17 protein-coding genes are annotated in these 26156 nt (G+C 67.0%); 14 read left to right on the forward strand and 3 right to left on the reverse strand.

What is annotated here, in order from left to right; all coding sequences use genetic code 11:
* Positions 1-74: 74 nt before the first annotated feature.
* On the reverse strand, positions 75-3614 hold the full coding sequence (locus QM682_RS02345) for a GDSL-type esterase/lipase family protein (RefSeq protein WP_415126702.1): 3540 nt from the start codon (positions 3612-3614) through the stop codon (positions 75-77).
* Between the two features lie 635 nt (positions 3615-4249).
* Between QM682_RS02345 and QM682_RS02350 the strand changes: the two genes are divergently transcribed.
* The 5 genes from QM682_RS02350 (at position 4250) to QM682_RS02370 (ending at position 12685) form a co-directional block, all read left to right on the forward strand.
* The gene (locus tag QM682_RS02350) at positions 4250-6046 is read left to right on the forward strand and encodes a peroxidase family protein (protein ID WP_415126704.1); all 1797 of its coding nucleotides are present in this window, start codon (positions 4250-4252) and stop codon (positions 6044-6046) included.
* 180 nt (positions 6047-6226) lie between these two features.
* Complete coding sequence (cphA, locus tag QM682_RS02355; protein WP_415126706.1) at positions 6227-8947, forward strand: cyanophycin synthetase; 2721 nt, start codon at positions 6227-6229, stop codon at positions 8945-8947.
* Between the two features lie 9 nt (positions 8948-8956).
* Positions 8957-11125 (forward strand): cyanophycinase, encoded by a 2169-nt coding sequence (locus QM682_RS02360; protein ID WP_415126708.1) that lies wholly within the window; start codon positions 8957-8959, stop codon positions 11123-11125.
* 32 nt (positions 11126-11157) lie between these two features.
* Positions 11158-11532, forward strand: coding sequence for a hypothetical protein (locus QM682_RS02365; protein ID WP_415126710.1), 375 nt, complete (start codon positions 11158-11160; stop codon positions 11530-11532).
* Between the two features lie 22 nt (positions 11533-11554).
* Positions 11555-12685, forward strand: coding sequence for a succinylglutamate desuccinylase/aspartoacylase family protein (locus QM682_RS02370; RefSeq protein WP_415126712.1), 1131 nt, complete (start codon positions 11555-11557; stop codon positions 12683-12685).
* 56 nt (positions 12686-12741) lie between these two features.
* On the opposite strand, the gene QM682_RS02375 is transcribed toward QM682_RS02370, so the two are convergent.
* Positions 12742-13986, reverse strand: coding sequence for an MFS transporter (locus QM682_RS02375; protein WP_415126714.1), 1245 nt, complete (start codon positions 13984-13986; stop codon positions 12742-12744).
* 219 nt (positions 13987-14205) lie between these two features.
* Positions 14206-16728 carry a hypothetical protein gene (locus QM682_RS02380; protein ID WP_415126716.1) on the reverse strand — a complete coding sequence of 841 codons (2523 nt, stop codon included), beginning with the start codon at positions 16726-16728 and terminating at the stop codon, positions 14206-14208.
* A gap of 938 nt (positions 16729-17666) precedes the next feature.
* On the opposite strand from QM682_RS02380, the gene QM682_RS02385 reads away from it, so the two are divergent.
* The 9 genes from QM682_RS02385 to QM682_RS02425 all read left to right on the forward strand — a co-directional run bounded on the left by QM682_RS02385 (position 17667) and on the right by QM682_RS02425 (position 26156).
* Positions 17667-17915, forward strand: a complete 249-nt coding sequence (locus tag QM682_RS02385; protein WP_415126718.1) for an acylphosphatase — start codon at positions 17667-17669, stop codon at positions 17913-17915.
* 154 nt (positions 17916-18069) lie between these two features.
* On the forward strand, positions 18070-18672 hold the full coding sequence (locus QM682_RS02390; protein WP_415126720.1) for a Rieske 2Fe-2S domain-containing protein: 603 nt from the start codon (positions 18070-18072) through the stop codon (positions 18670-18672).
* The gene (locus QM682_RS02395; protein ID WP_415126722.1) at positions 18669-19511 is read left to right on the forward strand and encodes an aromatic ring-hydroxylating dioxygenase subunit alpha; all 843 of its coding nucleotides are present in this window, start codon (positions 18669-18671) and stop codon (positions 19509-19511) included. The genes QM682_RS02390 and QM682_RS02395 overlap by 4 nt, the downstream gene beginning before the upstream one ends.
* Positions 19508-20182, forward strand: a complete 675-nt coding sequence (locus QM682_RS02400; RefSeq protein ID WP_415126724.1) for a glutathione S-transferase family protein — start codon at positions 19508-19510, stop codon at positions 20180-20182. Before QM682_RS02395 ends, QM682_RS02400 begins: the two co-directional genes overlap by 4 nt.
* Positions 20183-21541, forward strand: a complete 1359-nt coding sequence (locus QM682_RS02405) for an amidohydrolase (protein WP_415126726.1) — start codon at positions 20183-20185, stop codon at positions 21539-21541.
* Between the two features lie 18 nt (positions 21542-21559).
* On the forward strand, positions 21560-22657 hold the full coding sequence (locus tag QM682_RS02410; RefSeq protein WP_415126728.1) for a BMP family ABC transporter substrate-binding protein: 1098 nt from the start codon (positions 21560-21562) through the stop codon (positions 22655-22657).
* A gap of 3 nt (positions 22658-22660) precedes the next feature.
* Positions 22661-24169 carry an ABC transporter ATP-binding protein gene (locus tag QM682_RS02415; protein WP_415126730.1) on the forward strand — a complete coding sequence of 503 codons (1509 nt, stop codon included), beginning with the start codon at positions 22661-22663 and terminating at the stop codon, positions 24167-24169.
* Entirely contained in the window at positions 24166-25248 is a 1083-nt protein-coding gene (locus QM682_RS02420; protein ID WP_415126732.1) for an ABC transporter permease, read from the forward strand. The genes QM682_RS02415 and QM682_RS02420 overlap by 4 nt, the downstream gene beginning before the upstream one ends.
* Entirely contained in the window at positions 25245-26156 is a 912-nt protein-coding gene (locus QM682_RS02425; protein ID WP_415126734.1) for an ABC transporter permease, read from the forward strand. The genes QM682_RS02420 and QM682_RS02425 overlap by 4 nt, the downstream gene beginning before the upstream one ends.

Raw genomic sequence — 26156 nt, forward strand, 5'->3', positions numbered from 1 at the left:
TCCGAAAGCAGGGGCGATTTCAGCTTGGCGATATCGACATGCGGCAGATCGCGCGCGATCCTTTCGTAGAAATCCTAGTTCTCGGACTCGATCTGGCGGGCCAGCCTGTCGGACAGGCCGCGAAAGCGGGTCACGGCAGGCAGCGGCTCGGCGTCGATCAGCAGGGACGGCACGGGCGCGGCGCGGATCACCGTGCCGGAATGGCAGCTATCCGCGACCATCGTGATCCGCACGCCCTCGCGGAATTCCGAGAGCACATGCCACAATTCGTCGTCGATCATCTGGCTGTCGAAAAGGCACAGCGTGCTGTCGCGTCGGGTATTGCTGCCATAATCCTTTTCATCGCCGTTCAGGTCGCTGATCTGGGCGCCGTGGCAGGCATTGGTGAACAGGAACTGATCCCCCGGCTGCAAATCCCGCGCGGCCCGGCGAAGTTCGCTGATCACCGCCTCGCGCGTGGCGTCTTTGGTCAGAAGGACCGTCGGCTCATAGCCCTGCGCCTGGGCCAGATCCCGCATGGCGCGGGCGTCGTTCTCGCAGCCGTAAAGCTGTCCGTTCTGGCCCGCGTAATGGGCGGGGTCGAAGGAGTTCAGCCCGATATGCAGCGAGCGCGCGGCATTGCGCCGGCCCGCCAGCGCCTGGGGCGTCCGCTGGATCTCACGCGCGGGGGCCAGGTCGCGCGTGACGCGCGGGGGCCGCTGCGCCAGGATCTGCTTCACCGTGGTCAGGATCCGCGACGAGACTGCGGCGAAGCCCTTGCTCGTGGGATGCAATTCGTCGAACCAATCGGCATCCGCGACGGCGCCCCGGCAATCGACATAGGCGACATGGCCCAGATCCCGGGCCATGCGGCGCAGCGCGCGGTTGAACTGATCGATCATCTCGGCGGCGATGCGGCGTTGCAGCTTGCGGTCGGCGATGCCCCGGCTTTCCATCGGTCCGCCCAGCCAGCGCCCGCCATTCGGGATCACATAATCATAGCCGTGGACCACGATGGTCACGCCCGGAAACTCGCGGTTCACATCGCGGCAGATACGCTCATAGGCTGCGATGGCATTATCCATCACCGCCTGATAGCCGCGCTTCAGATAGTCGCCGGGCTTCAGGTCGGGATGGTCGGGATCATAGGTTTCCAGGAAATCGGCCAGTTTGCCGCCGGCGCAGACATCGTTGCCGCCCGCCGACAAAAGCAGGATCTCGGCCTCGCTGCGGCGAAGCGCGGCGATATATTCGCGCGACCGGGCCATGTTCTCCAGCAGATCGCCCGCCGCCGAGGTGTCGAACACGGCGTAATGATCCATCGCGTAGTCGATCACGTCGAAAAGGCGCAGTGGATACTGAAACCAGCTATCGCCTTCAGCGGCCAGGCGCGGGCCGTCATAGCCCTGGCCCAGCTTCGTCATATACGCCGCCTGCCGCAGCAGCCGCGCCGCCGCATTGGCCGAGTTCAGCGCCAGGGCCGAGCGCGCGCCGGGCGGCACCCGCACCAGATCGGGATTGACCACCAGGACCGGCGCGAAGGGCGTGGACGCCTTTTTGTCCAGCATCAGATAATGCCGCGTGTCCTCGGGTGTCAGCGACCCGTCATTGATCTTGGCCTGAAGCTGTTCCAGCGTCAGTGCCGGGAAATCCGAGCTGTTCATGTCACGCTCCTGCGCGTTGGTTAAGGGTTTGACCGGCTTGGAATGGGCCAACAGGGGAAGAAGCGACTGCGCCTCGGCCCCAGGATCGGATTCGATCTCATCGACGTTGATCCGCGCCAGATTCGGGGCCGGGGACTGGGCCGGGGATTGGGCCGGGCCGTCCTCGGGCGTGGGCGAAGGGGGAAAGACCTGGAAAGGCGGTGCCGCCTTGGCCGCGCCCTGCTCCCATGAGCCGAGCATCGGCTCGCGCCCGTCCAGAAACGAGCGCGTGACCAGTTTCAGGATCGAGCCGCCATAGCCCTGCGTCGTCAGTCGCCGCTCAAGCTGCTCGCTGGGAAGAAGGATCTGGGCCGAGCCGGGCGCGGCGGCGTTCAGCGCATCGGCAAGCTTCAGGATACGCTCGCCCGCCTGGGACATGGGCACGGCAGGAAAACTCAGCGACAGACTGGCAAGGCCGGGCATCCAGGCCAGGGGATCGCTATCGCCGTCGCGGCCCTGCGCGCGCCGCAGCAGGGCATCGACGACCAGCGCGCCGGCGCCCTCGGCCAGCAGATGCAGGCCCTTGCCCTGGCGGGCGCATTCCCGGCCCAGCCGTTCCAGCAGATCGCCCAGCACGCCGCGATCTCCGGCGCAGCCGGGATCGTTGCGCCACATCCCGGCCTCGGGGTCGCAGGGCAAGGCGGCGCAATAGGCGTGGCGGTTGATCTCGCGCCAGAACGCCCGGCCCGCTCCCTGCGCGCGCGCCTCGAAAAGCCGGTCGCGCTCTTCTCCGGGGCCGCCGGACTGGGCGCGGCACCGCTCGAAGATATTGCCCATGACCGCGATCATGTCGGCCGAGAAATCGGCGCACCAGAAGCAGGTCAGCAGGTCAAGCTTGCGGAATTGCAGCAGGTTCTTCAGCCGCAGCGCCTTTCGCCAGCTTGCCGCCTCGTCCATCATGATGCCGGGGAATGCCAGCACCAGCCCCTGGCAGTCGGACTGGGCCAGCGCCTGGCGCAGCCGCTCTTCGGTCCCCTGCACGGCCCGTTCGGGGGTAGCATAGGCACCCTGGGTCTGCCAGCGGCCCTCCTTGAGGCTTAGGACATGGCCGCGCAAGGCGCGATAGGGCATCGAGGCGGTGCGCCCGCCCTCGGGGGTCAGGCCCTGCGCCTGGGTGCTGACGGCGAAAGCCTCCTGCCCCGGAACCCCCAGGCGCAGCACCCAGCCATCGGCGATATTGCGCGCCCAATCGGCATAGGGCCAGATCGCCATGCCGGGGGCGGTGGTGCCACGCGCGGGGATCGGCACCCCGCCCCAATCCCGGCCCCAGCTATTCAGAACCAGAAAGCCGCGTCGGTTATAGCCGACGATCAGGAAGGCATGCCGCAGCGGCTTCGGCCCGTCCTCGGGCGGCGGCGGCGCGATAAGCCCCTCGGCATCCGGGCTGATCCAGCCGTCATGGATCGCGGCCGTCACCAGGACCGCGCCGGCTTCCTGAATGGCGGAGTGATAGTGGTGCAGGATCGGCTGCAAGCGGCTATAGGCGCCCAGGGTATGCTCGGTCGCGGCCAGGGCCTGCTGATCGTCGGGCCAGTCCCGCGCATCGCCATCGGGCCAGGCCGCATCGAGGCAGGCGCCGTGATGAAAGAACCCCTTGATCGCCGAGCGCAGGCTGCTGACCCCGCTGCCCTGATCCTCGCTTGCCATGTCGTGATAACGCGCCATGCGGTAAAGCATTTCCGCGCTGACATGGCCCGCCGCGGGCGTGGCGCGCAGGCGCAGTTGCAGGTCGATCAGCGCCGCCAGGGCCTGGCCCACGCAAGTGCCCTCGGCAAGCTGGTTGCGGACCGCAAGCGCCTCTCCGCCCTCGGGCAGCAGCAGATCCCAGGGCAGATGCTCGGCCGGCAGCGCGGCAAGGCCCGGTGTATAGATATAATCGCGCAGATCGACGAAATCGAGCCTGGCGCCAGTATAATGTGGAAATGCACACATAAGCGATACCGAAATCGTAACGAGGCAAGCCCGCCCACGGACGCGCAGATCCCGCACCCCCGCACTTGCAGGCCAAGCGCCGAGTTGGACATTAAATTTCTTGAACTTACGCAGCGCCCAAAGGGGCGATTCTTTAACATCAGATCCAATGTCCGTTAATTTATCACAGAATCGGATGGACGGATATTGGGAAATATCAGGTCGGTCAGCTTAATCTAAAATTTTCCATAGCACCCCGCGCGACCCAGGGAAGCCTGAGTTTATCGACAGCGGCATGCGAAAATACGTCAGTCTCTGGAAATACGTTAAATTACCTTGTATTACATATGAATTACTAGCTCTTTTAGAGAGCTTCGCCTGGAAGCTTCGCCGGGCGGGCGAGCGATCAAGCGAGTGCCCGGAGATACAACCAATTGGCGAGTTAATTGCGCAATCACACCATATTTGACGTAAAACTATATTCTGGAAATCGGTTGTAGTATATTTCCCCTCAGGCAATCGAATCACCTGCCCGTGCGTTCCATTGCCCGCCTTTCCTCTCCACCCCCCCATTTCCCGCATGCTCGTCATGCCGATCCATTTGTCTTGCCTGCATCTTATTTGCCAAGTTCCAGAACCTTATCAGGAGCCCAGCCATGTTGTTTTCGCTAAGCCACGGAATGCACATCATTCAGGATCTGGCCGAACCGCCCCCGTCCCGCGATCTGGCACGCGGCGGCGTGGTGATGGAAGGACCCGCCGCAAGAAGCGTCGCCGGAACGGCCCGGATTCAGGCCGTCATCGACGAGGCCCCGGCCATCGCGGCTGGAATGCGTGGGCGCGCGATCATGTATTCCACCATCGCCACCAGCGGCGGCTTTCACTATCTGTTTCGCGATGCCGACGGTATTCCGGCAACCCCGGAAACGCTGGCCGCGCTGGATCGACTGGCCGACAGCATGGCGACCGAGGCGCCGGGCGCGTCGGAAAGCGCCCTGCCGCCGATCCTGACCTATTTCGGGCAGTTCATCGACCATGACATCACCGCCAATACCGACCGCGAGGTGGCGGGCATCTCGGTCATCTCGGGGGATTTCCAGCCCACCGACCGCGATCAGGTCCAGGCCGGGATCACCAATCTGCGCGACGGCTCGCTGGGCCTCGACAGCCTTTACGGCGATGCGCCCGGACAGGGGGCCTTCGCGACGAAACTTGCCGGGTTGATGCGCCACCCGACCTTTCGCCACAAGATGCGGCTGGGGGTCACGGCGGATTCGGGCGATGGCCGCCCGCCCCTGCCCGCCGACCCGGCGGCCGACCTGCTGCGGCTGGGCTTTCTGCTGGACCGGGGCGAGATCACCCGGGCCGAGCTTGATGCCCTGGACCCCGCGTTGCGCGCGAACTTCGTCGACCAGGACGGCCCGATCCGCACCCGCGCCATCCTGGGCGACGGGCGCAACGACGAGAACCTGCTGGTCGCGCAGCTTCACGTCGCCTTCCTGCGGCTGCACAACAAGCTGGCGGACCTGACCGAGGATTTCGAAGAGGCCCGCAGGCTGACCCGCTTTCACTACCAATGGCTGGTGCTGAACCAGTATCTGCCCGCGATCTGCGCCGGCGACGTGGCGGATGAGCTTTTGTCCACCGGCGCGCCGCTTTACGCCGAATTCCTGAACGCGCATGCGCCCGTAAACCCGGCGCGGCTGCCCCTGCCGCTGGAATTCTCGGTCGCGGGCTTTCGCTTCGGGCATTCGATGGTGCGGTCGGAATATGATCACAACCGCTTTTTCGGCAGCCCCGTCGCGGGGGCGCCGCAGCTTCTGCCCTCTGCCTCGTTCGAGCTTCTGTTCCGCTTCACCGGCAACGGGCGCATGCCCTCGCCCACGACGCCCGACCCGAAGACCGCGCTGCCCGGCGATTGGGTCATCGAATGGGAGCGGTTCGTCCATGCCGAAAGCCCGACCCGCTCGGCGCGCAAGATCGACACGCATCTGGCCCCGCCTTTGGGCGATCTGATCAACGAGCCCGCCGACCCCGCGATGATGCGCCGGCTGGCGCAGCGCAACCTGCGGCGCGGCTATCGGCTGAACCTGCCCTCGGGGCAGGCGGTGGCGCGGGCGCTGAACGCGACCGGGCTTTACCGTCCGGTCCCCGTGCTGACAGCCGAACAGGTCCGCGAGGGGCGCGAATTCCTGGCCGATACGGGCATGGATCAGGCAACGCCGCTGTGGTTTTATGTCCTGCGCGAGGCCGAGTTGGCGGGCGGCCATCATCTGGGTCCGCTGGGCAGCCATCTGGTCGCAAACACGCTGATCGGGCTGGTGAAGGGCGATCCCTCTTCGTATTGGCACGCGATGATCAATGGGCATCGCTGGTCGCCCAGCCTGTTCCGGCCTGAAAGGCCCATCGACAGCCTCAAGGAAATGCTGCGTTTCGCGGGTCTGCTGGCCTGAAAGCAACCGCGCCGGAAACAGGGCCGGGCTGATGCCCGGCCCTTGCCATGCCCTTTCGCGCCCCGACCCGGCGATCACGACCGCTTGCACTGTCCGCCAGAGAGTGATCCATTCGTCACGAATCCGCCGGAGCAAGCGCGGACGCCGCCCAGAACAGGACAGGACAGGAAGGAAATCCGCATGAACATCGACTCCACCTCGGTATATGTAGGCCCCAACGTGCATGCGAAAGAGCCGGTGATCCGGCTTGGCATCGACGTGAAGCCCGCCTATGCCGCCCGCCTGGCGGAACTGGGCGGCGCGGTGATCGAGCGGCTGCTGGCGGTGCTGCCGGGATGGGCGGCGGCCACGGATGCGGCCTGGATCGAGGCCGCGCGCGGCGGGCGATTCGATCTGGGCGATCTGCTGGCGCGGCTGGCGCTGGAATTGCAGCGCGTCGCGGGCCAGCGCGGGAACCTGGCCTGGTCCGAGACGACCGACGACCCGGATTTCCTGTATGTCTTCTATAGCTTCGATTCCGAGGATATCGGCCTTGAGGCGGGCGAGGTCGCCTGCGACCTGCTGGCCGCCATCGCCAAGGACGAGGATGCCGATCTGCAAGGCGACATCGCCGGTTTCCTGCGCTATGCCGACAAGCGCAGCCTCGGCCCCTCGGCGCTGGAACTGGTGCGCGCGGCCGAGGCGCGGGACATTCCCTGGTCGCGGCTGAACGACGCCAGCCTGATTCAGGTGGGCCAGGGCAAATACCAGCAGCGCATCGAGGCCGCGCTGACCTCGCGCACGCCGCATATCGCGGTGGAACTCGCCTCGGACAAGAATATCTGCAACCAGTTGCTCAGCGATCTGGGCCTGCCGGTCCCGAAACAGCGTCTGGTCTATGACGCCGACGAGGCCGTCTCGGCCGCCAACCGCATCGGCTATCCGGTGGTGGTGAAGCCCCTGGACGGCAATCACGGGCGCGGTGTGACGGTGAGCATCACCGACGAAGAAGGGGTCGAGGCGGCCTTCGCCGTCGCCGACGAAGAAGGCAGCGCGGTCGTCGTGGAAAGCATGATCACCGGCGACGATCACCGTCTGCTGGTGGTCAACGGCGAACTGGTCGCAGCCGCCCGCCGCGTGCCGGGCCATGTGAAAGGCGACGGCAGCCATACCATCGCCGAACTGGTCGAGATCGTGAACCAGGACCCGCGCCGGGGCGTCGGCCATGAAAACGTGCTGACCCGGCTGGAGCTGGACGCCCAGGCCCTGCGCCTGCTGGAGGAGCGCGGCTATACGCCGGAAACCGTCCCGCCCGAGGGCGAAGAGGTCTATCTGCGCAAGACCGCCAACATCTCGACCGGCGGCACGGCGGTGGACTGCACCGACACGATCCATCCCGACAACAAGCTGATGGCCGAACGCGCGATCCGCGCCATCGGGCTGGATGTGGGGGCGGTGGATTTCCTGACATCGGACATCACGCGGTCCTATCGCGAAACCGGCGGCGGCATCTGCGAGATCAACGCGGGGCCGGGCCTGCGCATGCATATCGCGCCCTCCGAGGGCAAGCCGCGCGACGTGGGCGGCGCGATCATGGATATGCTGTTCCCGCAGGGCGCGCAGTCCCGCGTGCCGATCGCGGCGCTGACCGGCACCAACGGCAAGACCACCTGCGCGCGGATGCTGGCCCATATCCTGAAGATGGCGGGGCATGTGGTCGGCCAGACCTCGACCGATGCGGTCTATATCGACGGCAACGTGACGGTCAAAGGCGACATGACCGGCCCGGTCTCGGCCCGGATGGTGCTGCGCGATCCTTCGGTGGACATCGCCGTTCTGGAAACCGCGCGGGGCGGGATCGTGCGTTCCGGCCTGGGCTATAATTTCTGCGACGTGGGGGCGGTCCTGAACGTCACCTCGGACCATCTGGGGCTGGGCGGCGTCGATACGCTGGACGGGCTGGCGCGGGTCAAGCGCGTCATCGCCGAGGTCACGCGCGGCACCGTGGTGCTGAACGCCGACAACGAATACACGCTGAAGATGGCCAGCCATTCGCCGGCGAAGCATATCCTTTATGTGACGCGCAACCCCGAGCACGAACTGGTGCGCGAGCATATCCGCCTGGGCAAGCGCGCCCTGGTGCTGGAACAGGGCATCAATGGCGAGCAGATCGTGATCTATGACAAGGGCACGCATATTCCCCTGATCTGGACCCACCTGATCCCGGCGACGCTGGAAGGCAAGGCGCTGCACAACGTCGAAAACGCCATGTTCGCCGCCGCCATGGCCTTCGCGCTCGGCAAGACGCTGGACCAGATCCGCACCGGCCTGCGCACCTTCGACAACACCTTCTTCCAAAGCCCCGGCCGGATGAACGTCTTTGACGAGCACGGCTTCCGGGTGATCCTGGATTACGGCCATAACGAGGCCGCCGTGGGCGCGATGGTCGATCTGGTGGACCGGCTGAAGCCGCGCGGCCGCAAGATCGTCTGCGTTACCTGCCCCGGCGATCGCCGGGACGAGGATGCGCTGGCCATCGCCGCCAAGGTGGCCGGCCATTTCGACCATTACATCTGCCATCGCGACGACGACCTGAGAAACCGTGCCCCCGACGAGATGCCGCGCCTGATGCGCGAGGCGCTGATCGCGAACGGCGTCGCCGCCGACGCGATCCAGATCGTCGAGGAAGAGCAGGACGCGCTTGCCACCGCGCTGAGCATGGCGCAGCGCGACGACCTGATCCTGTTCTTCTGCGAGGGGATCACCCGGTCGTGGAAGCAGATCATCCAGTTCACCCCCGCCTTCCAGGCCGAACCCGAGGAAAGCCAGGTCGCGCGCCACCTTCAGGACAGCTTCGACATCCCCGAGGGCTACAAGGTCGTGACGGATCAGCGCGGCGTGCTGATCGCTCCGGTCGCGTGACAGCCTGACATGACGATCAACAGCGACAACCCCAAGCTGGCCGTCATCGGCGGCCGGCTGGAAGACGACAACGATGCCATCTATGCCCAGATGCACCGCCTGTCCGGCGGGCGCATCCTGGTGTTTCCGACGGCCTCGGGCGAACCCGAGGCCGTGGGCGCCGAAACCGTCGCGGTCTTTGCCGCCCATGGCTTCGACGCGGCCATGGCCCCCGTCCATGGCGCGGGCGCGGCCCAGGCGGCGCGGGACCCGGCCATCGCCGCGCTGGTCGCGGATTACGGCAGCGTGTTCTTCACCGGGGGCGATCAGGCGCTGATCACCGGGGCCCTGGCGCCGGGCGGCGCCGAAAGCCCGGTCCTGGCCGCGATTCGCGCCGCCCATGCGGCGGGGGGCCTGATCGCCGGCTCCTCGGCCGGGGCGGCGGTCATGTCGGACGTGATGATCGAGGGCGGCACCTCGCTTGAGGCCGCGACCTATGGCGTGGTGCGCGACGCCGACCAGCCGGGGATGCTGCTGGGCCGGGGCCTGGGCTTCTTTCCCTGGGGCGTGGTCGATCAGCATTTCATCAAGCGCGGTCGCTTCGGCCGGCTGGTGGTGGCGCTGGCGGAAAGCGGCGTCGCGCGCGGCTTCGGCATCGACGAGAACACGGCGCTGTTCGTCGATGGCGACCAGGCCCGCGTGATCGGTGAATTCGGCGCCTTCGTGCTGGACATGACGACGGCACGCATTGATCCGCGGGAAAAAAGCGTCGATGAGATCGGCTTTACCTATCTAGACGATGGCGACGCCCTCGACCTTGCCACGGGCGAGGTCAGGCCCGGCCCGGACAAGCGCCCGGTCGGGGCGCGCGACATCGCCTATCGCGCCCCCGCCCGCTCGCTGCGCAACGTCTTCGGCGCCTATACGCTTTACGACCTGCTGGCGCGGCTGGTGCTGGGCGATCCGCAAAGCTACGCCTCGGACCGCGCCCGCGCGATAGAACCCAAGGGCGGCTGCGCCACGACGGTCGAATTCGCGCGCGCCCCCGGCTCGCGGGCGCTCATGTCCGAGCGGGACCGCGACTTCCGCATGACGGCGGTGGGTTTCCGCGCCTCGATGGGAACGCGCCGGCTTAGCGCGGCGCAATTGGCGGAAAGCCATCGCAGCGCGCTGGCGCGCGACTACGGGCTTGTGCGCGGACCTCAGGCGCGGCTGATGCTGCTCGGCTCCAGTCCGCTGCGCGACGGCTCGGCGCTGCTAGATCAGATCGCCGCGCAGGCGCAGGGGCCGGTCGGCATCATCGCGGCCGCCTCGGCCGATCCCAGGACCGAGGCGCGCGGCTATGCCCGCGCGCTTGAGGCGCGCGGAATCGCCGCGCTGGATTTCGGCATCACCATCGACAATGTGGAGCGGCTGGGCCGCGATGCCGAACTGGTCGAGCGGATCGCCGGGCTGAAGACGATCCTGCTGACCGGCGGCAACCAGATCCGCCTGATAGAAACGCTGCTGCACCGGGGCGAGGTCACGCCGATCCTTCTGGCCATCGCCCGCGCCCATGCGGCGGGGGGAGTGGTGATCGCGGTCAGCGGCGCGGCCTCGGCCCTGTCGGGTTTCATGATCGGCGGCGGCACCAGCTACGAGGCGCTGCGCTTTGGCATCGCATCCGACATGGGCCGGCGCGGGCTGGTCATCCAAGAGGGACTGGGCCTGTTCGGCGCGGCCATCGTGGACCAGAACCTGGACGCCTCGCGCCGGCTGGGACGGCTGGCGGTGGCCTGCGCCGAGGAAGGCGTGCGTCACGGGCTGGGCCTGCTTGAAAACAGCGGCGTTATCGCCAATCATGACGGCTCGGCCCTGACGGTGATCGGGACCGGCGGCGCGGTGCTGGTCGAGATCGATCTGGAACGCACCGAGCTTCAGGGCGACGACTTCACCGCGCCGGGAACCAGGCTGGCCTTTGCCGCCCCCGGCGACGTGATCGACCTGGGCACCTGCACGCTGCGGCGCGCGGGTGCGCCCGAACTGGCCGCCCAGGCGCTGGACGCGCTGGTGGCCGACGTGATCGAGGATTGCTGCGGCTTCACCCCCGGCGATCCGCGCGGCCAGCCGGCCGAGGCGCATATCCTGCTGGACTATCACCCCGCAGGGGACGGCACCGGCCAGTTGAACATACAGAGCATCCGGGACCGGCACGGCTAAGCCGGTCCTCCGGCCAACCCCTCAAGAAAGGCATGACCATGTATTTCGACAGCAAGACCCTGACCGCGATCCTGTCCGACGCCGCCACCGAGGAGCGCGCCGCCGCCGCCATCGCCGGGACGCGCAAGCGGTTCACCTCGCCCCTGGCGGTGGCGGGCACCATCCTGGGACTGAAGGACAAGGGCCTGGAGCCCGCAGAGCTTGAGGTCCATGTGCTGAACTATCTCAAGCTGGCCGAGATCGAACTGCGCGACATGCCGCCCTCGCAGCGGCTGATCGAGGCCGCGACCAAGGCGGTGATGAAGGGCGGCGGCGAATTGCAGGCGGTGCTGGAGGATGCCTGCGCCGCCTATTACGAGGTCGAGCGGTTTTCCCTGGACGCCCCCGCCCCCGATCAACCCGCCTAAGACAGACGCATTGGAACCCCGCATGAGCACGACCGAAAGCCGCGCCGAAACCCTGGACTTCGCCCTGCCGCCCACCGGCGCGGGCACGGTCCATCACCTGCGCGCCTTGCGTTATGGCGCGGCGGGGGCGCGGCCCAAGGCGTATTTGCAGGCGGGGCTTCATGCCGACGAATTCCCCGGCATGCTGGCGCTTTACCTGCTGCGTGGGCTCCTGGACCAGGCCGCCGCGCAGGGCCGCGTCCTGGGCGAGATCCTGATCCTGCCCCAGGCCAATCCCCTGGGCCTGACCCAGCATCCGAACGGCTTTCTCTATGGCCGCCACGAGACCGAGAGCGGCCAGAATTTCAATCGCGGCTATCCCGATCTGGCACCCGCCTTGCAGGGGCTGGCGCTGGGTGCGGATGCGGCGGAAAACGTGGCCCTGATCCGCGCCGCGATGGGCAAGGCCCTGGCCGCGACACGCCCCGCGACCGCGCTGGACGCGCTGCGCCACCGGCTGATGACCCTGGCCCATGACGCCGATCTGGTCCTGGACCTGCATGCCGACAACCAGGCCCTGCCGCATGTCTATACCGGCACGCCGCTTTGGCCCGAGGCGCGGGACATCGCCGCCGAGATCGGCGCGCGCGCGGTCCTGCTGGCCGAGGTCTCGGGCGGGAACCCCTTTGACGAGGCGCTGAGCGGCCCCTGGTGGGCCTTGGCCGCAGCCCATCCCCAGGCGGCGATTCCACCCGCCTGCCTGGCCGCGACGCTGGAACTGGGCAGCAACGACGACGTGGACCTGCGCCAGGCCCAGGACCAGGCCGAGGCGTTGTATCGCATCCTGGAACGGCGCGGGCTGATCCAGGGCGATCCGGGCGGGCTGCCCGAGGCGCGGGCCGAGGGCACGCCGCTGGCCGCGATGTCCCAGGTCAAGGCGCCCGTGGGCGGGCTGGTCGCCTATCGCCGCCAACTGGGCGACCGGGTGGAAAAAGACGAGGTGGTGGCGACGATCATCGACCCGCTGGGCAGTGGCGTCGACATCCTGGCCGAGACCTCGGGCATTCTGTTTGCCCGCCACAGCCAGCCCTTCGCCTGGCCCGGCAAGGTCATCGGCAAGATCGCCGGTGCCAGCGAACTGGCCCACCGGCAGGGGTTGCTGCTGACGGATTAGACGAAAAAGGGCGGGCCAAGGCGCCCGCCCCCCATCCGCCCGCCCCCTCGGATGGATCATTCAAGCTGCGCGCCGCGCCGCTCGGGGATCAGCAGCCACATCGCGACCAGATCGACCAGGTAAAGCGCCGCCAGCAGCGCGATGGCGGCCTGGAAACTGTAGGCCGCCGCGATGGCGCCGATCACCAGCGGGCCGAAGCCTCCGACCGCGCGGCCGATGTTGAACAGCACGTTCTGCGCCGTGGCGCGGGCGGCGGTGGGGTAAAGCTCGCTCATCAGCGCGCCATAGCCGCCGATCATGCCATTGACGAAAAAGCCCATCACCGCGCCGACCAGCAGAAGCGCCACGGGATCGGACAGCCGCGAATAGACGACGACCATCACCGCCGCCATGATCATATAGCCGAAAAAGGCCGGGCGCCGGCCCAGGCGGTCGGCCAGATGGCCAAAGGCGAAGATGCCCGCCGCCATGCCCAGGATCGTCACCGCCGTCCAGACCGCCGATTTGGTCAGCGCGAAGCCGAATTGCGTGGCCAGATAGTTCGGCATCCAGATCATCACGCCGTAATAGCCGAAATTCTGCACCGAGCAGAGGATGACCATCCCCAGGCTGATCCGCGTGGTCTCGCGGTCCTTGACCAGCAGCTTCAGGGCAGATTCCCTGGGTCTGCGGGCGGTCCTGGCGACGAAGACCTCGGGCTCGTGCAGGGAATGGCGGATCCAATAGGCCACGATTGCGGGGAACACGCCCAGCAGGAACATGCCGCGCCAGCCGATCTGCGGCAACAGCAGCGGCGTCGCGATGGCGGCAGCCAGCACCCCGCTTTGCCAGCCAAGCGCCACATAGGACGAGGCGCGCGCCCGCTTGCTGGCGGGCCATGCCTCGGCCACCAGCGCCATGCCGATGCCGAACTCTCCGCCCAGGCCGATGCCCGCGATGGTGCGATAGGCCAGCAGATCCCAATAGCCCCGGGCGAATGCGCAAAGCCCGGTGAATACGGCGAAAAGCACGATGGTCCAGGTCAGCACCCGGATACGCCCGACCCGGTCCGACAGCATGCCAAAGCCGATCCCGCCCAGAACGGCGCCGACCAGCGTGGCCGTCACCAGCGAGGCGGCCTGCGCCTGGCTCAGCGCCAGGTCGGCCGAAATCACCTTGAGCATGAAGCCCAGGATCAGCAGGTCGAACCCGTCCATCGCATAGCCGATCGCGGCGCCCCACATGGCCTTGCGCGCCTTACCGTCAACCTCGGTCGGCAGGGCGGCGCCGACGCGCGGCCCTGCCGCATTCTGTTTTCGCACTGGGATCCTCTTGAACTGCTGGAAGAAAGTTCCGCGCTTCATAGCAGCTACAGCCTTTCTGTCGAGAGGTCGCCCCATCGGGGCTGCGTTGCCCAATCCGTGGACAGCGCGGGAACTGCGACCACCGGACCATCATGGACGCGGCACGGCACCCGCGCGGGTCCAGGCACGGGTCCAGGCACGGGTCCGGGCACGGGCCGGGCACGGGCCGGGCGCCGGTCAGGCGGTGATCAGCGCATCCCAGATACCCGCCGCATCGGTCGAGCGGATGGCGCAGACGCGATCCCAGTCCGCGCCGTTCTGGACCTCCAGGTTGAACCAAAGCCCCGCCTTGACCAGCCGCAGATCGGCATCCTCGGCGCAGATCCGGCTGACATCCACCTTGTCGCCGCGCGCGAAATCCATGATCGCCGTGCTGGTCGCGCCCAGGTCCAGGATGAAGGTATCGGCCCCCGCCGCCCCGAACAGCCGGTCGCCCGTGCCCTGCGCGACCAGGGTGTCATTGCCCTCGCCCCCGTTCATGTGGTTGCTGCCGGTGCCGCCATACAGCCAGTCATTGCCGGCATACCCGCGCAGCAGATCATCGCCGCTGCCGCCGCGCAGCACGTCGTCCAGCGGGGTGCCTCGTAGAGTGCCGGTGTCAAGCCCGCCCTCCACGGGGGACGGAAGCGGATCGACCGGCACATCCTGGCCGGGCGCCGAGATGCTGGGCAGCGCATAGGGATCGCGGGTCGCGGACCCAAACGCGTTGCCGCCGCCCGCCGAGATCTCGAAATTCTCGGCACCGAAGGCCGACAGCTTGGTGTCGCGGAAGGTGATCGAGCCGCCCTCTCCCAGATCCAGGCGCACGTCCGAGCCGTCCTGCACCAGCCGCGAGAGCAAGTCCCGCGCGCTGGCGACGGCGTATCCTTCCAGCCGAATACGGTCGGCGCCGTCAAAGCCCTCCACCACGTCATGGCCGTCGCCGAAGCCATGCACGATCACGTCGGCGCCATGGCTGACGACCAGATCCTGCCCCACGCCGCCTTGCAGCGTGTTGGCATAACCGTTGCCCTCGATCCGGTTGTCGCCGTCATTGCCCGCAAGCGTGATCCCGCGCACGCCCGGCGCGGCGATCAGATTCTCGACATTCTGGGCCAGGGTCATGCTGCGGCTGGAATAGACCGTATCGACGCCTCCATTGGCCGCCTCGACCACGCGGGTATCACGGCCATAAAGATAATAAACATCGCCCCCCTCGCCGCCATGCATGGTGAGCGAACCGGCGAAGCTGCTGCCCACATCGGTCATCCGGCTACCCTCGGAACTGGCCCAGACATGCCCGTCGCCATCCTGATCCCTAAGCCGCTCGGACGACAGGATCTTGCTGTTCCAGACCTCGGGCGTGACGGACCAGCGCACCACGAATTGCTCGGCACGGAAATCGGCCAGATTGCTGTCGCGAAAGATGATGGTCTGAGGATCGGCGGGATAGGCGCCATTGGTCAGCCAGACATCCTTGCCCACCTGGGTCAGCCGCGACATGGCGCCCTGAGCGCCGTCGAAATGAAAGCCCTCCAGCACGACCCTGTCATCGGCGCCGAAACCCGAGACGATGGCGTTTCCGATCCCGCGCGTGAAGTGCAGGATGTCGCCGCCACCCCCTAGCGCGACGAAATCCTGGCCCGCGCCGCCCCCCGTCACGATGATGTCGTTCCCGGCCGAGCCGGTGATGACCGAGCCGCGCTCATCGTCCACGATCGTCTCGCCGATGGTGGTGGCCGTCACGGTCCGGTCCGGCCGCAGCGCATAGATCGAGACGGAATCGATGCTGAAATCATTGCCCTTGGCAAAGGTCAGGTCGTCCAGCCCTTCGACCGGATCCCAGCCCCAGGTCGAACTGATCTGATCGTTGATGATCGTATACATCGGCGAGGTCAGATCCTGCGGCGTCGGCGTGCGATAGATTTCGACCATGGAATCGCGGTCCTTGCCGAAATAGAACACAATGTAATCCGGCAGCCATTCGCAGGCCCAGGTCCATTTTCCGGTAAAGATATCCGCGCCGTATTCGGTCAAGGCGTTGATTCTGTCCTGAAACATGTATTGTTCGCCGCCGGCTTGATGGCGAATGACGGGATCGCTGGGCTGGCCGTATTTATCCAGTGCATAGGGGTTCTGCACATCGACGGATTGGGTCGGGTTGCCGTCCAGGTCGTAGCGGTCGAAGAAGGAGGCGACGGTGAAGGTGTTGTCCGCCGCGGTCGACTGCCCCCCGACGCCCTTGCTGTAGATCTCGAAGATGTCGATCTCGGGCGGCCAGCCCACGCCCGCGGGGGCAAGCCAGAACGCCGGCCAATGGCCCTTGCCGACAGGGATCTCGGCCGTGATCTCGTAATAGCCGTAAGCCTGCGCCCAGGTATCGGCGGTGGTCACCATGCCGGTATAATACCGGACATTATCCGCCTGGGCGCCGCGCCCCACGTCCTGCAACGCCTCGCGCACCACCGCAAGCTTGTCGGTGGGAATGACGCCCGAGGAGATATGCAGCGACCCGTCCGAAACGGAAAGCGGGTTGATCCCCACCGTTTCGCCATCCGCCGTCACCGTCGCATCCGACAGGAAGACGGATTTCGGGCCATTGGTCATCAGGTCGTCGCGCCGGGGAGAGGTGGACCAGATGCCGCTCTCCCCCCGATAGGCGTTCAGTCCGGTATCAAAATCGTCATGAAGGACAATCTCGTATTTCGACAGATCTGGCATGATGGACTCGCTGAATGCAGGGGTGTGATATCCCTGCAGTAGCGCGGCAATAAAGAATGACACAACCATAAGTTTATTAATCAATATTACAAAACCTTCGTGGGCGAGTAATAAACTATTGTATTATATCCATCTTATAAATCTATTTTTATATATTTTTTCAATGTGTGCTAAATAAACATATTTATATATTGCATTAAATTTATGCATATGCATTAAAAGTATGCAGAACATGGCGGTAGCTTGGCGCCGAGGGTCTGCCACGCGGATCCTGCGCGGCAGGAAAATCGACCGATCCGACCCTGATCGCGCAGGTGAAGACGGGCGATGCGGTCGAGGATGCGCATGGTTCCCAAAGGCGCGATCCTCTGCCTAAGCGGCAAAGGCCGGGGCGGCCGAAACCTGTGGCGAAACGCCGCCCCCGGCCATCGATCACGCAGGCCCTTTGCGCCAGGCCGAGGCTATCAGCCTATGCCCCGAGGATCAGGACCGTGCCCTGGCGATGGCAAAGGCCCCGCCCAGTCGCGGCGGCGGACCCAAGATGCGAAGGACATGGATCCGCCGCGACGGCGCGCTGCCCGAAAGAGCCGAGAGCATCGGCATAGGCGCCGCCACGATCCGCGCCTCCGCCTATGCCGGGCCGCAAGCAGGTCCAGCGGCGGTATCTGGATCAGCGGCGTCACCACCGCATCGACGCAACTGGGTCGGGACCATGATCGGCGCAAGGCGGATACCGAGCGTGCCGTGAAAGAGCGGCCCGCCTGAAAAAAGCAGGAGAAGGGCCAAGGCTATCTCGATGCGACCGGGCGTCGGCGTGGAAAAGCGGGATCACCGCCGCGTCGATTGGCGGACGGAGGCTGGCCGCCGAAGGCCCTTGACCCGCGCCGCCTGCGGTGACGATCTGGGCGGACATCCTCGCGGCGGCGGAAAGGAAGCAGATGGCCCGCGAAGCCTTCACCATCACCGGCCGGTTCGCGCCCCCCGACTTCACTCCCTGGATCGAACGTCATGCACGGCGGCTGGGCCTGTCCCTGCGCGTCACGGCCCCCGCGCCAGACCGGCTGACGCTGCTGCTGGACGGTCCGCCCGATCTTCTGGACGCGATGGAGATGGGCTGCCTGCTAGGTCCGCGCGAGGTCTGGGTCGAGACGATAGACCGTCACGGCGCCCCACCCGAAGCTGCATGATTTTTGATCTTGAAGCGCAAGGCATGGGCAAACAGGGGAGGTTTGCGGCATTTCCTTTGCTCGTGCCGGGCCGCGATGGATAACAAGCCACAGCCCGTCGATATAGCCAGAAGCCATGAGCAAGCCCGAAATCCATGAGCAAGCGTAGCCCCAGATGAGCCAGCGAACCCCCTGGACCCCCGTGGCCCTGTCGATGGATATTCCCGTCGGCTCGGCCGCGCCCGGCCAGCTTGGCCCCCATGACCTGGCGATCTGGCGCAGCGCCTCGGGGCGGCTTTCCGTCTGGGCGGATCGCTGCCCGCATCGCGGCATGCGCCTGTCCCATGGCTTCGTGCGGGGCGAGGCGCTGTCCTGCATCTATCACGGCTGGCGCTATGCCGAGGGGGGCCAGTGCATCCGCATCCCCGCCCATCCCGACCTGAAACCGCCCGCCGCGATCCGCGTGCCGGCCTTTTCCGGGGCCGAGGTCTCGGGCGTGATCTGGGCGGCCGAAGCGGGGACCGAAGGCACGCCGCCGGAATATCCCGGCATGACCGGCTTTCGCAGCCTTCAGATCGAGACCCCCGCCGAACGGCTGGCGGCCCGCCTGGCAGATGCCCCGCTGAAGGGGGCGGCGCTGGTTCAGCCCTTGCGCGGCGGCGCCTGCCGGTTGCATCTGCTGGCGCCCGAGGGGGCCGACTGCCCGGCGCTGGATGCGCTGTCGGCGGCGGCCGAGGCCCTGCGGCGCGAGCTTGAGGCAAGGGAGAAAACGGCATGATCGGCGCGATGAGGGATCAGTGGTATCCGGTCGGCATGGTCCGGGGCCTGTCCCGCGACATGGCGGAAAGCCTGCTTCTGGGCCAGCGGATCCGCGTGGGTCTGGACGCCCTGGGCCGACCCGCCGTCATCGACGGCACGGGGCGGGCCTTGCCGGTCATCACCCGCTTCGGCCATGTCTGGACATCGCCCGGCAGTCCCGCGCGCGATCTTTTCACCATCCCCGAGGCCGACCAGCCCGGTCGTCGCCTGGTCGATGTCGGCCCCTGCCGGGTCCGCTGCTCGCCCCTGCGGGCGGTCGAGAACTTCCTGGACATCGCGCATTTTCCTTTCGTCCATACCGACATCCTGGGGTCCGAGCCCCATACCGAGGTCAAGCGATACGAGGTCGAGATCCGCGAGGATGTGGACGAGGTCTGGGCCACCAAGGTCGAATTCTACCAGCCCCAGGCCGCGAAATCGGCGCAGGGCGGGATCACCACGCAATACATGTATCGCGTGCCCGCGCCCACGGCCTCGGTGCTTTACAAGACCTGCCCGCCGCGTCCGGGCGAATGGGACGTGATCACGCTGTTCGTCCAGCCCCTGACCGAGGAGACCTGCGATGTCTGGCCCTGGATGGCGCTTTACGACGACGAAACCTCGATGACCGACATGATCCATTTCCAGCAGATGATCTTCGTGCAGGACCGCTCGATCCTGGAAAACCAGATCCCGGCGCTGCTGCCGCTGGACCCCGGCAAGGAGATCCCGACGCGGGCCGACATGCTGTCGATCGCCTATCGCCGCTGGCTGAAACGCAACGGCTTCACCTATGGCGCGCAACTGGTGGCGGCATGAGGCTTTATGACTGGATCCTGTCGCCGTCCTGCTATCGGGTGCGGCTGATGGCGTCGCTGGCCGGGGTCGGGCTGGAACTGCGCCCGGTAGATGTCCATCCCGGCGCCGAGCAGCGCGGGGCCGGGCTGATGGCGCTGAACCCGGCGGGAACGATCCCGATCCTGACCGATGGCGATCTGGTGCTGACCGAATCCGCCGCCATGCTGACCTATCTGGCCGCGACGGCGGCGCCGGAATGGCTGGGCGAGGACAATCCCCGGATGCGCGCCCGCGTGGCGCAATGGCTGGCCTTCGCGGGGCGGCTTTCCGCCAGTGCCGGGGCCGCGCGGGCGCATGACATGCTGCGCGCGCCGGGCGACATCCGCGCCCTGCGCGCCACAGCCACCCAGGCCCTGCGCGAGCTTGAGGCCGCGATCAGCGCCGCGCGCAGGCGCGGCGGCATTTTCCTGGCCGGCGACCGCCCCACCATCGCCGATATTGCCTGTTTTCCGCATGTGGCGCTGGCGCCGGACGGCGGGCTGGCGCTGGATCCCTATCCCTCGATCCGGCTTTGGATGCGGGCCATCAGGGGCCTGCCGGGCTTTGTCGAGATGCCCGGCATCCACCGCCTGCACGAGCTTCTGCCCGAACCGGACATGCTGCCCGATGTCGTGCGAAAGGAGAAAGCCTGAATGCCCGCCTATCTTTTCAAGGGCTGCGCCGCCATTCTGACGGCTTCGGGCCTGCTGCGGGACGCGGATCTTTTGACCGATGGCCCGGCCATCGCCGCCATCGGGCCGGGCCTGACCGCGCCGCCGGGGGCCGAGGTGATCGACGCCTCGGGCTGGTTTCTTTATCCCGGCCTCGTCAATACGCATCATCATTTCTTCCAGTGCTTCGTGCGCAACCGGGTGGATCTGGACTGGACGCGGCTGTCGGTGATCGAATGGCTGGACCGGATCTATCCGATCTTCGCGCGGCTGGATGAGGATTGCTTTTATCACGCCTCGCTGACCGCCATGGCGGAACTGGCAAAGCACGGCTGCACCACGGCCTTCGATCATCAATATTGCTTCCCGCGCCGGGCCGGAAAGGGCATCGTGGACCGCCAGTTCCAGGCGGCCGAACGGATCGGGCTGCGCTTTCATGCCGGGCGCGGCACGAACACGCTGCCGAAATCCGAAGGCTCGACCATCCCCGAGGAAATGCGCGAGACGACCGACGAATTCCTGGCCGATTGCGAAAGGCTGGTCGCGGCCTATCACGACCCCGCCCGCTTCTCGATGCGGCAGGTGGCCATCGCGCCCTGCCAGCCGGTCAATTGCTACCGCGAGACCTTCACCGAATCCATCGCCCTGGCCCGCCGGCACGGGCTGATGCTGCATACCCATGTCGGCGAGGGCGAAAGCGAGGTCATCCGCGCCCGGCACGGCATGCGGACGGTCGATTACCTTGAGGAGATGGGCTTTGCCGGTCCCGATACCTTCTATGCCCATTGCTGGGAATTGACCGGGGATGAGCTGGCCAGGCTGGCCGCCTCCGGCACCGGCGTGTCGCATTGCCCCGAGCCGGTCTATCTGGTCGGCGCCGAGGTGACGCCGATCCCCGCGATGGCCGCGCTGGGGGTGCGGATCGGGCTGGGCTGCGACGGCGCGGCCTCGAATGACAATTCGAACCTGATGCACTGCCTGCATTCGGCCTATATGCTGCAATGCCTGGTCGCCTCGACCCGCCGGCACGCGGTGCCGGAACCGGCGGCCTTCCTGCGCTATGCGACTGCGGGCGGCGCCTCGCTGCTGGGGCGCGACGACATCGGCCGGCTTGCGCCCGGCATGGCGGCAGATCTTTTCGCCATCGACAGCCGGCGCATGGATTACGTCGGCACCCGCCATGATCCCGAAAGCCTGATCGCCCGCGTCGGCATCGGCATGGCGACCGATCTGACCATGGTGAACGGCCGCATCGTCTGGGCCGATGGCGCATTCCCCGGCCTGGACGAGGCGGGCATGGCCGCCGAGGCCGAGACCGCGCTTTCCAGGATTGACCTCTGACCCTCAAGGGAGCCCTCGATGAGCACATATCTGAAACGACGCAGCTTCCTTCGGGCCGGACTGGCCGCCGGGCTTCTGCCGGCGCTGGCCTCGCGCGCGCTGGCGGCGGATGAGACGCTGAGCCTGGCGCTGGTCCTGCCCTCGCCCCTTGGGGATGTGGGCTGGTCCCATGCGCTGACCGCCGGGCTTGACCCGATCAAGGCGCGGATGGGCGACAAGCTGAAGGTCACCATCCTGGAAAACATCATGGAAGGACCGGATGCGGACCGGATCATGACCAAGGTGGTGGCGGATGGCGCGCAATTCCTGATCGCCGGTTCCTTCGGTTATCAGAACGGCGCCATGCAGATCGCCCGGCGCAATCCCAAGGTCAGCGTGCTGCATGCCTCGGGCTTCCTGGTCGCGCCGAACTTCACCCCCTTCGCCGCGCGCTATTATCAGGGCACCTATCTGATGGGCATGGCCGCCGCCGCGCTGACCAGGACAGGCAAGCTGGGCTGCGTCTCGGCCTTCGCCATTCCCGAACTGATCACCTCGATCAACGCCTTCACGCTGGGCGCGCAATCGGTGCGCCCCGATATCGAGGTCTCGGGGGTCTGGGTCAATTCCTGGTTCGACCCGGCCAAGGAACAAGAGGCTGCGAAGGCCCTGCTGGCGCAGGGCTGCGACGTGCTGTTTTCCAATGCCCAGGACACGCCCTCGGTGGTCGCCACCTGCGAAGAGGCCGGGGCCTATGTGTTCAACCTGAACTCCTCGATGCAAAAATACGCCCCGACGAAATATCTGGGCTGCGTGGCGACGGATTGGTCGCCCTTCTTCACCGCCTCGGTCGAACAGCACCTGGCGGGCGACTTCAAGGGGCACAACGCCTTTCTCGGCATGGCCGACAAGGTGGTGGCGGTCCTGGACCTGAACCCCGACATCCCCGCCGAGACGCTGGCCGCGCTGAAAACCCGCGAGGCCGAGATCGCGACGGGCAGCTTCTCTCCCTTCGCGGGGCCGCTGGCCAGGCAGGACGGCAGCGAAGGCGTGGCCGCGGGCCAGACCATGACGGATGAGCAGATCGTGGCGATGGATTGGCACGTCAAGGGCGTCTCCACGCCGCTGCCGAATTAAGCCATGTCCGCGCCGCTTCTTTCGCTTCGGGGCCTCAGCAAAAGCTATGGCAGCGTGCGGGCCAACCGGGGCATCGACATCGACGTGGCGGAACGCTCGATCCATGCCGTCCTGGGCGAGAACGGCGCGGGCAAATCCACGCTGATGAAGCTGATCTATGGCGTCGAGACCCCCGATGCCGGCGAGATGCTGTGGCAGGGCCGGCCCTTGGCCCTGGCCTCGCCCGCCGAGGCGCGGCGGCGGGGCATCGGCATGGTGTTTCAGCATTTCTCGCTGTTCGAAACGCTGACGGTCGTTGAGAATATCGCCCTGGTCGTGCCGGGCAGGCGGGCCGATCTGGCGGCGCGGGTGCGCGCCCTGGGCGAGGAATTCGGCCTTGCCGTCGATCCGCTGGCCCATGTCCATGCGCTTTCCGTGGGCGAACGCCAGCGGGTCGAGATCATCCGCTGCCTGATGACCGATCCGCGCCTGCTGATCCTGGACGAGCCCACATCGGTCCTGCCGCCGCAATCGGTCGAGCGGCTGTTTCAGACCTTGCGGCGGCTGCGGGACCGGGGCGTGTCGATCCTGTTCATCTCGCACAAGCTCGATGAGATCCGCTCGATCTGCGACCGCGCGACGATCCTGCGCGACGGGACCGTGACCGGCAATGTCGATCCCCGCGCGCATGACGCCCGCGCGCTGGCCCGGATGATGATCGGGCGCGAGATGCCCGCGCCCCTGCCCCCCTCGGCCCGTGCTCCGGGCGAGGTGCTGCTGGAACTGGCGGGGCTGGAGCATCGCCCGGACGATCCTTTCGCCACCGCGCTTTCGGGCGTCAGCCTGAAGCTGCGCGCGGGCGAGATCCTGGGCATCGCGGGCGTCTCGGGCAATGGTCAGGCGGAACTGGCGCGGCTGATTTCGGGCGAGACGCGGCGCCCGGCCGCCGAGGCGGACGAGATCCGCATGTTCGGCCAGCCCGTCGCGCATCTGGACGCGGCGCGGCGGCGCGCCATGGGCTTTGCCTTCGTCCCCGAGGAAAGGCTGGGTCGCGGCGCGGTCCCGGAAATGTCGCTGGCCGATAACAGCCTGCTGACCGCGCATCGCCTGGGCCTGGTCCGGCGCGGCCTGATCGACCGCGCGCGGGAAGGCGATTTCACCCGGACCTGCATCAAGGATTTCGACGTGCGCACGCCGGGGCCGCAGGCCGAGGCCGGGGCCCTGTCCGGCGGGAACCTGCAAAAATTCATCGTCGGGCGCGAGATCATGCTGGCTCCGCGCCTGCTGTTTCTGGCCCAGCCGACCTGGGGCGTCGATATCGGTGCCGCCACCGCCATCCGCCACCGCCTGATCCAGCTTCGCAATGCCGGCATGGGCATCCTGGTCATCTCCGAGGAAATCGAAGAGCTTTTCGAGATCTGCGACCGCATCCAGGTGATCCGCGAAGGCCGCCTCTCGCGCTCGCTGAGGGTGGCCGAAACCCATGTCGAGGAAATCGGCCGCTACATGATCGGTGATGAGGAGGCCGCATGAGGTTCCCGTTCCAGCTTGTCCGCCGCCCCGTCGCCGAGCGCCGGATGATGGTCCTGGCCCCTTTCGCGGCGCTGGTCCTGGCCGTCGCCGCGAACCTTGCGCTTTACATGGCCATGGGCAAGAACCCCGGCGCGGTCTTTTACGCCATGCTGCTGGAGCCCTTCGTCTCCTGGTCCTCGCTTTCCGAGGTGCTTCTGAAGATGACCCCGCTTCTGCTGATCGCGCAGGGGCTGGCCGTCGGCTTTCGTGCCAAGGTGGTCAACATCGGCGCCGAGGGGCAGTTCATCCTGGGCGCCATCTTCGCCTCGGCCATCCCGGTCTGGCGGCCCGAGGTGACGGGCTGGTGGGTCTGGCCCGCGATGCTGGTCCTGGGCGCGCTTGGCGGCGGGCTGTGGGCGGCACTGCCGGCCTTCTGGCGCGCGCGGCTGAACGCCTCCGAGATCCTCGTCACCCTGATGATGAGCCTGATCGCCGCGCAGGTGCTGAACTATCTGCTGACCGGACCGTGGAAGGACCCGATGGGCTTCAATTTCCCGCAATCGGTGATGTTCCCGCTGGATGCGCTGCTGCCCCTGCTGATCCCCGGCACCCGGGTCAATGTCGCGCTGGTGCTGGCGCTGGCCTGTTCGGCGGGCTGCTGGCTTTACATGCGGCGCAGTTTTCAGGGCTATCAGCTTGTCGTCGGCGGGCTGGCGCCCCGCGCCGGCGCCTATGCCGGGTTTTCCGAGGAGCGCGCGATCTGGCTGTCGCTGCTGATCGGGGGCGTCGCCGCCGGCCTCGCGGGCGCGGCCGAGGTCGCCGGTCCGCTTGGCCAGTTGCAGCGTTCGGTCGCGCAGGGATACGGCTATGCCGCGATCATCGTGGCCTATCTGGGCGGGCTGCATCCGGTGGGCATCGTCTTCGCCTCGTTCCTGATGGCCGCGCTTTATATCGGAGGCGACAACGCCATGGTCTCGGCCGATCTGCCGGTGGCGGCGGTTCGGGTGTTCCAGGGCTCGCTGCTGCTGTGCTACCTGGCCGCGATGACGCTGGTGCGCTATCGCCTGCGCCGCCTCGGCTCCGCCCAGGTGCGGGCATGAGCGGGCTGTCCTTTATCCTGGCCGGCATGCTGGCGGCGGCCACGCCCTTCCTGCTGGCCGCGTTGGGCGAGCTTGTCGCCGAGCGCGCGGGCGTCCTGAACCTGGGGATCGAGGGCATGATGGCCCTTGGCGCCGTGATAGGCTTCATCGTGGTCCGTCACAGCGGCGCGCATTCGCTGGGCTTTCTGGCGGCGGGGCTGGCGGGCGCGGCCCTGGCGCTGGTCTTTGCCTGGCTGGCCGTGGGGCTGCGGGCGAACCAGGTCGCGGCGGGACTGGCCATAGGCGTCCTTGGGCAAGGGCTCTCGGCGCTGTTCGGGAAAAGCTATGAAAGCCTGACCGTGCCGGGCCTGCCGCGCCTGGCCGTCCCCGGCCTGTTCGAGCTGCCCATGGTGGGCGGGCTTTTCGCGCAGGACGCGGCGGTCTGGCTGTCGCTGGCCGCGACCCTGGCGATCTGGGCCGCGCTGCGCTTTTCCAAGCTTGGCCTTGTGATCCGCGCCGTGGGCGAAAATCCCAGGGCCGCGCAGGCCATCGGCTATCCGGTGGCCAGGATCCGCTGCGGGGCGATCCTTTTCGGCGGCTGGATGGCGGGACTGGCCGGGGCCTATGCGGCGACGGTCTACACCCCGCTCTGGGCGGACGGGATGATCGCCGGACGCGGCTGGATCGCGCTGGCGCTGGTGGTCTTCGCGACCTGGCTGACAAGCCGGGTATTCTTCGGAGCCGTGCTTTTCGGAGCGGTGTCGCTATCGCAGCTTGCCGCCCAGGCCGGAGGCGTCGCGCTGAACTCGCAGCTTCTGGCGGCGCTGCCCTATGTCGTGACGATCCTGGTGCTGGGCATCATCTCGTCCAACCGCAGGCTGCTGAAGATCAACGGCGTCGCCTCGCTGGGCGAGCCGTTCGAGGGCTGA

This window comes from Paracoccus sp. (in: a-proteobacteria), assembly GCF_047605025.1.
GTDB lineage: Bacteria > Pseudomonadota > Alphaproteobacteria > Rhodobacterales > Rhodobacteraceae > Paracoccus.